Source organism: Tessaracoccus massiliensis, assembly GCF_000826065.2.
In the GTDB taxonomy this organism is placed as follows: domain Bacteria; phylum Actinomycetota; class Actinomycetes; order Propionibacteriales; family Propionibacteriaceae; genus Arachnia; species Arachnia massiliensis_A.
On the sequence record NZ_LN623541.1, the window covers coordinates 38706 to 51694 of the forward strand.

The following is a 12989-nucleotide window of genomic DNA, read 5'->3' on the forward strand; positions in this document are numbered from 1 at the left end:
ATGACGGAGACGTTGGACACTCTGACGGTGCTGCTGTGGGCGGCGATCGGGGCCCTGGCGGGCTTCATCGTCTCGTTCACCATCCGGACCCTGCTCAGGCTGTTCGTGAAACGCCGGGCCCGCAAGCTCGTCATCCGGAGGTTGCGGATCCCGCAACGGATCTTCTTCATCCTGCTGGGCGCCGGCACCGCGGTCGCGTTCGTGACCAGGCCCCGGGTCTTCCGCGGTGCCCCGGAGTGGCGCCCGATCTTCATGCAGGTTTTCCTGATCGTGATGATCTTCGCCACCGCGCTGCTGCTGACCGGCATCGTGCGCACCATCGGCGAGACCCTCCTCAACCGCGACGACGACGCCGAGGAGACGCCCCACTTCCGCAGGGTGCGCACCCAGTTGCAGATCGTCACCCGGGTAGCGCTGGCCGTCATCTGGGTCTGCGCCCTCGCCGGGGCGCTGCTCACCTTCCCTCAGTTCCGGGCGATCGGCGCCTCGCTGATGGCCTCTGCGGGCGTGTTGTCCATCGTCGCCGGTCTAGCGGCCCAATCCTCCCTGTCCAACATCTTCGCTGGCATGCAGATCGCCTTCTCCGACGCGCTGCGCGTAGGCGACCTGGTGGTCTTCGAGGAGCAGATGGGTTCGGTGGAGGAGATCACGCTGACCTACGTCGTCGTCCGCGCCTGGGACGACCGCCGTTGGATCGTGCCCAGCACCTACTTCACCAGCAAGCCGTTCGAGAACTGGACGCGGCGGGAACCCAAGCTGCTGGGCACCGTGGAGTTCGACCTCGACTGGCTGGCCCCCATCGAGGCGATGCGGGTGGAGCTGACCCGCATCGTGCGCACCACCGACCTGTGGGACGGCCGCACGTCGTCGATGCAGGTCACCGAGGCCACCGGGGGGCACGTGAAGGTGCGCGCCGTGGTGTCGGCGGCCACCTCCGGGCAGTTGTGGGATCTGCGGTGTTTCGTGCGCGAGGAGATGATCGCCTGGCTGCAGCACGAGGCCGTCTACGCCCTCCCCCGCACCCGCCTTGAGCCGGAGACCACCACCGCCCCCTCCGTCGAGGAGCGGGAGAGCTTCGTGGACCGGGTCGTGACCGCCCCCTCCGTCGAGGAGCGGGAGAGCTTCGTGGACCGGGTCGTGACCGAATGGGAGCAGGAACAGTCCCTGGAGGAGACCAACGTCATCCCCGTGGTCTCCAATCTGGAGGACACCGAGGAGGACCCTACGCTGCCGAAGTGGCTGCACCAGTGGCTGTCGAACCGGCGCCGCCCCGCCGCGGACATCCGCGGCGAGGAGGAATCTCCGGCGGAGACCACCCTGTCCTCCAGCAGCCCGGAGGCACGCCTCTACTCCGGCTCCCCGGAGGCTGAGGAACGCGACCGGAAGATGTCCGGCCCCAGCGCAGCCGATATGGCGGAGCGGGAGCAGACCGCCGGACGGCGCGACACCTCCACTTAGCGGCTCACCGAGATTTTGGCAACGTTATGGACAACGCGCCCGAGCGATGCTCAGCGCACTAGACTCCGAGGCACAACCGAATCCAGGAGGAGAAGTGGGCAACGTCGCCATCTCAAAGGTTCTGATTGCTAACCGCGGTGAGATCGCTGTGCGCGTCATCCGCGCCGCGCGGGATGCAGGGATCGGCTCCGTAGCCGTCTACGCGGATTCCGATGCAGGATCGCTGTTCGTCAAACTGGCCGACGAGGCCTACGCCCTCAACGGAGCGACCCCGGCTGACACCTATCTCAACATCCCGAAGCTGCTGGCCGTGGCGGAGCGCTCCGGCGCCGATGCCATCCACCCCGGCTACGGCTTCCTCGCGGAGAACGCCGAGTTCGCACAGGCGGTGATCGACGCGGGCCTGATCTGGATCGGTCCCCCACCGTCGGCCATCGAGAACCTGGGAGACAAGGTCAAGGCCCGCCACATCGCGCAAAAGGTGGGCGCACCCCAGGTGCCGGGCACCGCTGATCCGGTGGCCGGCGCCGACGAGGTCGTCGCCTTCGCGGAGCAGTACGGCCTACCCATCGCCATCAAGGCCGCCTTCGGCGGCGGCGGCCGCGGCCTGAAGGTGGCCCGCACCATCGAGGAGATCCCGGATCTGTTCGAGTCCGCCACCCGCGAGGCCGTCACCGCTTTCGGTCGGGGCGAGTGCTTCGTCGAGCGTTACCTCGACAAGCCGCGGCACGTCGAGACCCAGTGCCTGGCGGACTCGCACGGCAACGTGGTGGTCGTCTCCACCCGCGACTGCTCGCTGCAGCGCCGCCACCAGAAGCTCGTCGAGGAGGCGCCCGCGCCGTTCCTGACCGACGAGCAACTCACCCTGCTCTACGAATCGTCCAAGGCCATCCTCAAGGAGGCCGGCTACGTGGGCGCCGGCACCTGCGAGTTTCTCGTCGGCACCGAGGGGACCATCTCTTTCCTCGAGGTGAACACCCGCCTCCAGGTGGAACACCCCGTCTCCGAGGAGGTCACGGGCATCGACCTGGTGCGCGAGATGTTCCGCATCGCCGCCGGCGAGGAACTGGGCTACGACGATCCGGAGGTGCGCGGTCACTCCATCGAGTTCCGCATCAACGCCGAGGACGCCGGCCGCAACTTCATGCCGGCACCGGGCACGCTGACCAAGTGGCACGCACCGTGCGGCCCCGGCGTCCGCGTGGACGAGGGGTACCACGCCGGTATGACCGTGCCCGGCGCGTTCGACTCCCTCGTGGCCAAGCTCATCGTGACCGGCGCAACCCGCGATGAGGCCATCGCCCGCTCCCGTCGCGCGCTGACTGAACTCGTGATCGAGGGCATGCCCACCGTCGTGCCGTTCCACAAGGTGGTGCTCGATGATCCGGCCTACGCGGCGCCGGACGGCAACTTCGCGGTCCACACCCGCTGGATCGAGACCGATTTCTCGACGCAGATCCCGGCCTACACCGGCTTCCTCGGCGAGGAGGACGATCAGGAGGAGCCCGAGGTCATCACTGTCGAGGTCAACGGCAAGCGCGTCCAGGTGAAGCTGCCCGGCGGGTTCGGCGGCGGCCGCCCGGCGTCGGCGAAATCGGCCAAGAAGCCCACCAAGCGGGACCGTGGCGGCTCGCGCGTCTCGGCCCCCAGCGGCAACGCGTTGACCTCGCCCATGCAGGGCACGATCGTCAAGGTCACCGCTGAGGAGGGCCAGCAGGTCAGCGAGGGCGACACGATCGCGGTCATCGAGGCCATGAAGATGGAGCAGCCGCTCAACGCGCACCGCGACGGCGTGATCGTCGGCCTCTCCGTGGAGGCCGGCCAGGCCGTCACCGCCGGCGAGCAGCTCTGCGAGATCGTCGACGCCGAGTAGTACGTTTCCACCAGGCACGATGCCGGCGACGCCCACGCGTCGCCGGCATTGCGCTGTCTACTGCGGCGCTTGGGCCGCGGGCATATCCTTGGACGCACCACAATCTGCTCTGGAGGACGCGTGTTCGTCAGTTTCTTTTCACTCTTCGTGATCATAATGATCGTCTCCGTCGTCATGAGCGTGGTCTCGCGGAGCGGCAACTCCCAGATCAACGGTCGCTACTACGACAACCGCCAGCTCGACCCACGGCGCTACCCCGGGGCCGGGCCCCACGAGCAGTTCTACGGCCCGCCCCAGATCGGCTACGGGCCGGCGCAGCCGGGCTACGGCCCCCAGGCCGGCTACGGCCAGCAGGCGGGGTACGGCCAGCCGTACGGTCAGGGCTTCGATCCCGCGGCGCAGCAGCCCGTGACCGAGGCCGCGCTGTCGGCGATCAACAGCGACATCACCACGTTCGGTGACCAACTGCGCGATCTGGACCTGGAGGTGGTGGGCCGCACGCTCACCCCCGAGGCCCAGGCAGATTACAGCAAGGCCCTCGACGCCTACGACGGCGCCAAGCACCGCGCCGAGCACGCCCGCAGCAACGCCGACATCAAGCGGGTGGCGCGCATCCTGGAGGAGGGCCGCTACAACATCGCCTGCGTCAAGGCCCGCGTCAACGGCCAGCCCCTCCCGGAGCACCGCCCGCCGTGCTTCTTCGACCCGGCGCACGGCACCTCCGTCGAGAACGTCCAGTGGGCCCCTCCCGGCGGCGCGACGCGCGAGGTGCCCGCCTGCGCGGCCGACGCGCAGCGCGTGCGCACCGGCCACGACCCGTCGATCCGCATGGTGCCCAACCGCCAGATGGTGCCGGTCCCCTACTGGGAGGACCCGCGACAGGCCGCCTGGGCGCAGGGCTACTACGGCCGCTACTACGGCGATCCGGCCATCCGTCAGATCACCACCGGCGCCATGATGATCGGCGGTTTCTCCCTTCTCATGGGCCTCCTCGACGAATGAGGATCGGCCCCTGAGCGTCGGACGAGCGCGGGGCACCGTGTGGCCGCCTTCGGCATGGGCGGCGAAGGCCCCCATCAGAGACTGCGGAAATCCACAGGGCCACTAGCGCCAGAATCACGCTGCGGGCGCCCTTCGTCACCGCTGGCTCGTTCCTCGCCTGCGACGCTCAGGGTCCGGGTTGTGGGAAGTACACAAGCCCGAGCGCACTTTTCCTGAAGAGACACGCAGGTCTCCTCGGAGGGTCCGGGAGTAACGTCGGCAGTAACCTACGCGACCGTAGGTTTCGTGTTGAGGAGAGCCGCATGTCAACCGCCACCGAGAAGATCCGCACCGCCCGCGACCTCCTGCTCAGCCTCGAAGGCCGGGGCGACGAGGCCCGCGCCAGGTTCGAGTGGCCCCAGATCAGCGGCCCGTTCAACTGGGCGATCGACTGGTTCGACGCCATCGGGCGCGACCGCGACGACCTCGCACTGTGGATCCGCGACGAGGACGGCTCCGACGAGCGCTACTCCTACGGGGACCTGGTGACCCGCTCCGACCGGCTGGCCTCCTGGTTCACCGCGCAGGGCGTCGGCAAGGGCGATGCGGTGATGCTGATGCTCGGCAACCAGGTGGAGTTGTGGGACGCGATGCTCGCGGTGATGAAGATCGGCGGCATCATCCTGCCCACCGCGCAGGCGCTGCAACCGTTCGACCTGGCGGACCGGGTGGAGCGCGCCGGAATCCGCGCCGTGCTGGCCAACCCCGTCGACGAGCCGAAGTTCGACGACATCGAGGGCCTCACCTTCATCACCACCGGCGAGGCGCACGGCCGGTGGCTGAGCATGGCGGAGGCGGTCCGCTCCCCCGCCGAGCCGCGCAAGGTGGTGACCGACGCGGGGGATCCGGTGTTGTATTACTTCACCTCCGGCACCACCAAGGACCCGAAGCTGGTGGCGCATACGCAGCTGAGCTACCCCGTCGGCCACCTGTCCACGATGCACTTCATCGGCGTGCGCCCCGGTGACGTGCACCTCAACATCTCGTCGCCGGGCTGGGGCAAGCACGCCTGGTCCAGCTTCTTCTCCCCGTGGTTGGCCGAGGCCACGGTGTTCTCCTACAACTACACCCGCTTCGACGCCGCCACGATACTGCGCGAACTCGAGGGCGCGCAGGTCACCACGTTCTGCGCGCCGCCCAGCGTATGGCGGATGATGATCCAGGCCAACCTGGGCGAGAAGCCCTCCGCCCTGCGCGACATCGTCGGCGCCGGCGAGCCGCTCAACCCCGAGGTCATTTCAACGGTGCAGAATGCCTGGGGTCTCACGATCCGCGACGGCTACGGCCAGACGGAGACCACCTGCACCATCGGCAACGCCCCGGGCGAGAAGGTCAAGCCGGGCGCGATGGGCAAGATCCTGCCGGGTGTGCGGATCCAGATCATCGACCCCGACACCGGCGAGGAGTCCCGCCAGGGCGAGATCACCCTGCCCCTGGAGCCGTGGCCGTACAACCTGATGTCCGGCTACGTCGGCGGCCACCCCACGGCCGGCGAGGATGAGCGCTACCACTCGGGCGACCTGGTCAGCGTCGACGACGAGGGCTACCTCACCTACATCGGCCGCACCGACGACGTGTTCAAGGCCTCCGATTACAAGATCTCCCCGTTCGAACTGGAATCGGTACTGATCGAGCATCCCGCCGTCGTGGAGGCGGCCATCGTGCCGGCCCCTGACGCGATTCGCGCGGCGGTCCCGAAGGCCTATGTGACGCTCGCGGCGGGCTTCGAGGCGACGGCGGAGACGGCGCTGTCCATCCTGCAGCACGCCAAGGAGCGGCTGGCCCCGTACCTTCGCGTGCGGCGCATCGAGTTCTCCGGGTTGCCGAAGACGTTGAGCGGCAAGGTCCGCCGCGTGGTGCTGCGGGCCCGCGAGCACGACGCCGGCACCGAGATCGTCGACTACCGCTACGAGCAGTTCCCCGATCTCAGAGGATGACCTGACTAGCGGTGCCCCTGAGCGTCGCTGGCGATATGGCTAGCGCAGACGAAAAAAGTCAGAGGTGATCTCTAACGTACAACCCAGGTGCTGGGCACGCCTAGAGGTTTCGACAACGCTCGTAGAACTCGCGGTCTCAACCAGCACAGGGCGTGACGCTCAGGCACCTGCCAAGCGTGAAGGAGTGGCCGGGGCCTCGCGGGGCACGCTCAGGGACCTACTGGGTCATCAGCGGGTCGTCGCGGTTGTGGAGGCGACGCGCGGCCTCGGCCAGCGAGCCGGACATCGACGGGTAGACCGTGAAGGCGTGGCTGAAGTCGTCGACGGTGACCTTCTGCGACACCGCCAGCGACACCGCGTGGATCAACTCGGAGGCACGCGGGGCCACCACGACGCCGCCGATGATGATGCCGGTGGTGGGCAGGCAGAACAGCTTGACGAAGCCGTCGGTGAAGCCCTGCATCTTCGCGCGGGCGTTGGGTGCCAACGGCAGCAGCACGGAGGCGACCCGCACCTCGCCGGCGTCGACCATCTTCTGCGTCACGCCCACCGTGGCGATCTCCGGGGTGGTGAACACGTTGGAGGAGACGGTGCGCAGGTTGAGCGGGGCGACGGCGTCGCCCAGCGAATGCCACATCGCGATACGCCCCTGCATGGCGGCCACTGAGGCGAGCGCGAACACGCCGGTCACGTCGCCGGCGGCGTAGATGTTGCGGGCCGAGGTGCGCGAGACGCGGTCGACGGGGATGTAGCCGTACTCGTTGAGCTGCACGCCGGCCTCCTCCAGCCCCAGACCCGCGGAGTTGGGGATGGCGCCCACTGCGAACAGCGCGTGCGAGCCCTCCACCTCGCGGCCGTCCTCCAGCGTGACGACGACCCCGCCGCCCTGGCGTCGGGCCGCGACGGCGCGGCTCTCAGAAAGGATCTCCATGCCGCGCTGCTCGAAGGCGCGCTGCAACACCGCGGCCGCGTCCTGATCCTCGCCGGGGAGCACCTGCTTGCGGGAGGACACCAGCACGACGTCGCACTCCAGTCCGTCATAGGCGGAGGCGAACTCGGCGCCGGTGACGCCGGAGCCGACCACGATGAGCCGCTTCGGCAGTTCCTTGAGGTTGTAGACCTGCTTCCAGTTCAGGATGCGCTCGCCGTCGCACTGTGCGTCCGGCAGTTCGCGCGGGGTGGTGCCGGTGGCCACCAGCACGATGTCCGCGTCGAAGGACTTCTCGCCCTCTTCCGTGGTGGCGATGACGCGGTTGGGTCCGTCGAGCCGCGCCTGGCCGGAGACCAGGTCGACGCCCTCGCGGCGCAGCTTCGAGGCGATGTCGGAGGACTGGGCGTGGGCCAGCGCGAGGACGCGCTCGTTGACCTCGGCGAGGTCGACGTCGACCACATCCGTGAGGTCTTCGGCCTGGATGTGCAGGCCCAGTTGGCGCGCGTTCTTGATGCGCACCATCACCTCCGCCGTGGCGATGAGAGTCTTCGACGGCACGCAGTCGCTGAGGACGGCAGCGCCGCCGAGGCCCTCGCGTTCGATCAGGGTGACCTCACCCCCCAGCTGATTGCCGACGAGAGCGGCCTCATAGCCGCCGGGTCCACCACCGATGATCACAACCTTGGTCACGGCCCCTATCCTCGCATAGCCGCGCGGAACGTGAGGCCGCTCTATGCTGAAGGGCGTGACTGAAGCATTTGATCTGGCCAATGAGGCCGCACAGTACCTCCGTGACCGTCTGGGCCAGCAGGAGATCGACATCGCGTTGGTCCTCGGCTCCGGCTGGTCCTCCGGCGCCGATGCGCTCGGCGAGCTCGTGGGCGAGCTCGAACTGGGCGACGTGCCGGGGTTCAGCAAGCCCGTCGTCAGCGGGCACGGCGGCAAGCTGCTGCTCGTGCGCACCGCTGGCGGGAAGCTGGCGGCCATCTTCACCGGCCGCACGCACTACTACGAGGGACGCGGGGTCGCCCCTGTGGCGCACGGCGTGCGCACCGCCTCCGCGTGGGGCGCCGAGACGATGGTGCTGACCAACGGCTGCGGCGGCCTCAACCCTGAGTGGGCGCCGGGCACCGTCGTGCTGATCAAGGACCACATCAACCTCACCGGCGACACCCCGCTGGAGGGCGCCAACTTCGTCGATCTGTCCGAGGCGTACTCGAAGCGCCTGCGCGACGTCGCGAGGGACGCCGCGGGCGACCTGCCCGAGGGCGTCTACGTCCAGTTCCGCGGCCCGCAGTACGAGACCCCCGCCGAGGTCCGCATGGCCGGCATCCTCGGCGGCGACCTGGTGGGCATGTCCACCACGCTGGAGACCATCGCCGCGCGCGAGGCGGGCATGGAGGTGCTGGGGCTCTCCCTGGTGACCAACGCCGCCGCTGGTCTGAGCGAGACCAACCTCGACCATGCCGAGGTGCTCCAGACCGGTAAGGACGCCGGCCCGCGCCTGGCCGCTCTGCTCGCCTCCATCGTCGGGAGGCTCTGATGACGGACCTGCTCTCCCGCGCCATCCGCTGGCGCGACATGGATCCTGACCCGGATACGCGCGAGCAGTTGGACCACCTCATCGTCCAGGCCCAGGCCAACGACGAGACGTTCCGCGCCGCCGCCGAGGATGAGCTGGCGCTGGCCTTCGCCGGGCCGCTCGAGTTCGGCACCGCGGGCCTCCGCGGCGCGATCGGCCCCGGCCCCGCCCGCATGAACCGTTCCGTGGTGACGCAGGCCGCGGCAGGCTTCGCCGCGTGGCTCACCGCGCAGGGCCTCGACGGTGGCAAGGTCATCGTCGGCTATGACGCGCGTCACAAGTCGGCCGATTTCGCCGAGGACACCGCCCAGGTGATGGCCGGCGCGGGCTTCGAGGTGCTGTGGGTCACCGAACCCACCCCCACCCCCGTGATCGCGTTCGGCATCCAGCACTTCGGCTGCGCGGCCGGCGTCGTCGTGACCGCCTCCCACAACCCGCCGCAGGACAACGGCTACAAGGTCTACCTGGGCGACGGCTCCCAGATCGTGCCGCCCACCGATGCGGAGATCGCCGCCGAGATCGCCAAGGTCGCCGCCCGCGACTGGACGGACCTCCCCCGCGGTGAGGCGCGCACGGACGTCACCGGCGAACTGCGCGAAGCCTACGTGGCGCGAGCCGCGAGCCTCTACCCCACCCACGCCCCCCGCGACCTGGTCTGGGTGCACACCGCCATGCACGGAGTGGGTTCGGCCACCGTCCGCTCCGCCGTCGAGGCCGTGGCCCTGCCCGCCGGCCACGAGGTGGCGGAGCAGGCCGAGCCGGATCCCAACTTCCCCACCGTCGCGTTCCCCAACCCGGAGGAGAAGGGCGCCATCGACCTGGCCCTGGCCAAGGCCCAGGAGGTGGGCGCAGACGTGGTCATCGCCAACGACCCTGACGCGGACCGCTGCGCGGTGGCCGCCGTCGTGGACGGGCAGTGGCGCATGCTCACCGGCGACGAGCTGGGCTCGCTGCTGGGCGACGACGCCATCCGCCGCGGCGTGCCGGGCATCTTCGCCAACTCCGTGGTGAGCTCCACCGAGCTGGGCCGCATGGCCCGTGCCGCCGGCCGCGAGCACACCACCACGCTGACCGGCTTCAAGTGGATCGGCCGCGTGCCGGATCTCGCCTTCGGCTACGAAGAGGCCATCGGCTACTGCTGCGACTCGCGCGCGGTGCCGGACAAGGACGGCATCACCGCCGCGCTCACCGTGCTGCGGATCGCGGCCGAGCTGAAGGCAGAGGGCCGCACCATCGCGGACCGGCTCAGCGAGATCGCGCAGGCACATGGGCTGACGGCCACGTCACAGTTGTCGGTGCGCGTGGCGGATCTGTCGCTGATCGCCGACGCCATGGCGCGGCTGCGCGGCAACCCGCCGGCCACGCTGCTGGGTGAGCCCGTCGTCGTGGCGGACCTGTCAGAGGGTACGGACAAGCTGCCACCCACCGACGCGATCGAGTTGACGGGTGAGACGGTGCACGTGGTGGCCCGGCCGTCCGGCACGGAGCCGAAGCTCAAGTGCTACCTCGAGGTGCGCCTGGGGCTCGAGGAGTCCCAGGACGTGCCTGCGGCACGGGCGAAGGCGGCGGAGAAGCTCGCGACGCTGCGGCAGGAGATGGCCGCGGCGCTGGGCGTCGACGCTTAAACCTCGCGGCGTTGACGGGTGGGCAGCATGCCGTGCTCCACTCCCCAGAGCACGGCCTGGCTGCGCCGCTCGACGCCCATCTTGCGGTAGGCGGAGCGGATGTAGCTCTTGACGGAGTTGATGCTGAGGTAGCAGGTCTTGGCGATCTCCTCGTTGGTGACGCCCTGCGTGATGAGGCTGACCACCTCTGACTCACGGGCGGACAGGCCTTCCGCGCGCCCGGGCCAGTCTCCGGTGGTGACCTCCTCAGGCACCTGCTGGGGCTCGATCACCTGCTCGCCCCCGTGCACGCGCACCAGAGCGTCGCAGAGGGTCTGCGCGTCGACGGCCTTGGAGACGTAGCCGTGCGCCCCGGCCTCAATGGCCTTGTCCACCTGAAAGGGCTCCACGTTCCAGGTGTAGAGCACCAGGCGACCGTACTTCCCGTTGCGGACCAGGCGGCCGAGATCGTCGTGGGCGTTGCGCTGGCCGAAGGCGTCGAAGAGCACCAGGTCCACGCTTCGCTTCGGGTCTGCCATCGTGTCCAGTTCCACGAGGCTGAGGCGCCGGTCGTGCGCCAGCAGTTGCGCCACGCCTTCAACGACCACTGGGTAGTCGTTGACGATGGCCACGGAGATGGGGCTGGACACTTCTTGCACAGTGAAACAATACCCACTCTCACCCGACATCGTCGCCAGGGGTGTGCGCTGCGCGCCTTCCGCGTTGGGGCCGCTCGGTACCCTGGAATCATGTTGAAGCTGCGCGCCGGTCTCACCGCTCTTCTGCTGGTCCTGTTCACCGCCTGGACGGTGGTGCCCGCGTCCGCAGATGGTGGTGCCCCCATCACCAAATACCACGTGGACGTGAACCTCACCGAACAGGGCGTGGCCCAGGTCAAGGTGGACTTCACGATGGACTTCTCCGTGGTCAACGGCCGCGGCCCCTACTTCCTGTTTCCCACCCAGCAGGAGGGCCAGGGTCAACGCTTCCTCTTCGAGTACTCCAACATCACCGTGGACTCCCCCACGGGCGCGCGCACCGAGACCCAGCGGGAGTCCAACCGCGACGGCTTCCGGCTGCGGATCGGCAACCCCAACGTGGTCAACACCACGCCGCAGGACTACGTCGTGACCTACGACGTGTCGGGCCTCATCGCACCTGACCACCCCCAGTCCGGGCTCGACGAGTTCAACTGGGACGTCATCGGCCCTGCCTGGGAATCGAGCTTCCGCGACGTGCAGGTCACGGTGACCGGCCCCGCCGGCGTCGAGCGGACGGCCTGCTTCTACGGCCCGTACAACGATCAGACGCCCTGCGAGCACTCCTCCAGCGGCAGCACGGCAAGCTTCTCGGTGGCCGCGTTGGATTCCAACACCCCCATGCAGGTGGTGACAGGCTTCCCCGCCGGCACCTTCCCCGGCGTCACTCAGAACGTGGAGGAGATCGTCAACCCGTTCGAACTGACCCCCGCCACGGGCGCGGTCACCGGCGCCGGCCTTCTGCTGGCCATTGGCGCCATCCTGGGCGTGCGCCGTCGGCACACCCGAGATGAGGTTTTCCTCGGCCTCACCCCCGGCCTGACGCCCGCAGCCGGGGAAAAGGGCAACGTCGGCCCGCAGCGCGGCAAGGCCCCCGTCACGGTGCAGTTCCACCCGCCGAAGGGCGCCACGCCCGGCGAGATCGGCACGCTGATCGACGCCACGGCGGACAACGTGGATGTCTCGGCCACCATCATCGACCTGGCGGTGCGCGGCTACCTGCAGATCGAATCCGATGGTCGCAAGGACTTCACCCTCTACGCCACCACGCCCCCGCGCGGGGACCAGTTGCTGCCCTACGAGCAGAAGCTGCTGGCCAACATCTTCAAGGGTCAGCCGGTGCGCCGTTCCCGCGAGCTGAGCAAGGCGAAGTTCCAGTCCGTGCTGCCAGACGCCCGCCAGGGCCTGTACGACGCCGTGGTGGCGAAGGGGTGGTTCAAGAACAACCCGCAGGCCGCCCAGATGGTGCCCATTGTCATCGGCGTCCTGATCCTTCTCACCGCCCTGGGCATGGGCTTCTTCCTCGGCTCCTTCGGTTGGGGCCTGCTCGCCATCCCGCTGGCCGTGTTCGGCATCGGCCTGATGGTGATCTCCGGCGGGTTCCGCAAGCGCACCGCCACCGGCTCGGCCTACCTGGCGCAGGCCAAGGGCTTCGAGTTGTACCTGCGCACCGCGGAGAAGGAGACGCTCCGGTTCGAGGAGAACGAGGACATCTTCTCCAAGTACCTCCCCTACGCCATCGTGTTCGGCGTGGCCGAGCGCTGGTCCAAGCTGTTCGCCCAACTGGGCGCCGAGGGCATCTACCAGGCCGACACCTCCTGGTACATCGGCGCGGATCTCATGCATGGCTACTACTTCGCCAGCGCCATGAACAACATCACCCACTCGTTCAGCGACGTGATGAACCAGGCCCGGATGGACGGCATGAGCCAGGCCACCGGCGGCTCGTCCGGCTTCTCGGGCTTCAGCGGCGGCGGTGGCTTCGGCGGCGGTGGCGGTGGCAGCTGGTGACCGGCGATATGATG

At 68.8% G+C, this 12989-nt stretch carries 9 protein-coding genes; 7 read left to right on the top strand and 2 right to left on the bottom strand.

Annotated features, from left to right (window positions below):
• The 4 genes from BN1186_RS04390 (at position 1) to BN1186_RS04405 (ending at position 6309) form a co-directional block, all read left to right on the top strand.
• Entirely contained in the window at positions 1-1458 is a 1458-nt protein-coding gene (locus tag BN1186_RS04390; protein WP_052459782.1) for a mechanosensitive ion channel family protein, read from the top strand.
• Between the two features lie 94 nt (positions 1459-1552).
• Positions 1553-3331 (top strand): acetyl-CoA carboxylase biotin carboxylase subunit, encoded by a 1779-nt coding sequence (locus BN1186_RS04395; protein ID WP_246043237.1) that lies wholly within the window; start codon positions 1553-1555, stop codon positions 3329-3331.
• 147 nt (positions 3332-3478) lie between these two features.
• Positions 3479-4333, top strand: a complete 855-nt coding sequence (locus tag BN1186_RS04400) for a hypothetical protein (protein WP_139650839.1) — start codon at positions 3479-3481, stop codon at positions 4331-4333.
• 302 nt (positions 4334-4635) lie between these two features.
• On the top strand, positions 4636-6309 hold the full coding sequence (locus BN1186_RS04405) for an AMP-binding protein (protein ID WP_040282881.1): 1674 nt from the start codon (positions 4636-4638) through the stop codon (positions 6307-6309).
• 217 nt (positions 6310-6526) lie between these two features.
• Here the strand turns inward: BN1186_RS04405 and BN1186_RS04410 are convergent, their stop codons facing one another.
• The gene (locus BN1186_RS04410) at positions 6527-7930 is read right to left on the bottom strand and encodes an NAD(P)H-quinone dehydrogenase (RefSeq protein ID WP_040282882.1); all 1404 of its coding nucleotides are present in this window, start codon (positions 7928-7930) and stop codon (positions 6527-6529) included.
• Positions 7931-7973: 43 nt separating this feature from the next.
• On the opposite strand from BN1186_RS04410, the gene BN1186_RS04415 reads away from it, so the two are divergent.
• Together BN1186_RS04415 and BN1186_RS04420 are read left to right on the top strand one after the other, a co-directional pair.
• Positions 7974-8783: a purine-nucleoside phosphorylase gene (locus tag BN1186_RS04415; RefSeq protein ID WP_040282888.1), complete on the top strand. Its 810-nt coding sequence runs from the start codon at positions 7974-7976 to the stop codon at positions 8781-8783.
• The gene (locus BN1186_RS04420; RefSeq protein WP_040282890.1) at positions 8783-10447 is read left to right on the top strand and encodes a phospho-sugar mutase; all 1665 of its coding nucleotides are present in this window, start codon (positions 8783-8785) and stop codon (positions 10445-10447) included. The genes BN1186_RS04415 and BN1186_RS04420 overlap by 1 nt, the downstream gene beginning before the upstream one ends.
• Here BN1186_RS04420 and BN1186_RS04425 read toward each other — a convergent pair.
• Positions 10444-11085, bottom strand: a complete 642-nt coding sequence (locus BN1186_RS04425; protein ID WP_040282891.1) for a LuxR C-terminal-related transcriptional regulator — start codon at positions 11083-11085, stop codon at positions 10444-10446. The two genes, BN1186_RS04420 and BN1186_RS04425, sit on opposite strands and share 4 nt — an antisense overlap.
• Positions 11086-11175: 90 nt before the next feature.
• Between BN1186_RS04425 and BN1186_RS04430 the strand changes: the two genes are divergently transcribed.
• The gene (locus BN1186_RS04430) at positions 11176-12975 is read left to right on the top strand and encodes a DUF2207 domain-containing protein (protein ID WP_052459785.1); all 1800 of its coding nucleotides are present in this window, start codon (positions 11176-11178) and stop codon (positions 12973-12975) included.
• Positions 12976-12989: the final 14 nt, after the last annotated feature.

Bases quoted from the DNA above. Each gene is read 5' to 3' on its own strand.
- BN1186_RS04390 (WP_052459782.1), top strand. From the start codon at position 1: ATGACGGAGACGTTGGACACTCTGACGGTGCTGCTGTGGGCGGCGATC.
- BN1186_RS04405 (WP_040282881.1), top strand. From the start codon at position 4,636: ATGTCAACCGCCACCGAGAAGATCCGCACCGCCCGCGACCTCCTGCTC.
- BN1186_RS04415 (WP_040282888.1), top strand. From the start codon at position 7,974: ATGCTGAAGGGCGTGACTGAAGCATTTGATCTGGCCAATGAGGCCGCA.
- BN1186_RS04420 (WP_040282890.1), top strand. From the start codon at position 8,783: ATGACGGACCTGCTCTCCCGCGCCATCCGCTGGCGCGACATGGATCCT.
- BN1186_RS04430 (WP_052459785.1), top strand. From the start codon at position 11,176: ATGTTGAAGCTGCGCGCCGGTCTCACCGCTCTTCTGCTGGTCCTGTTC.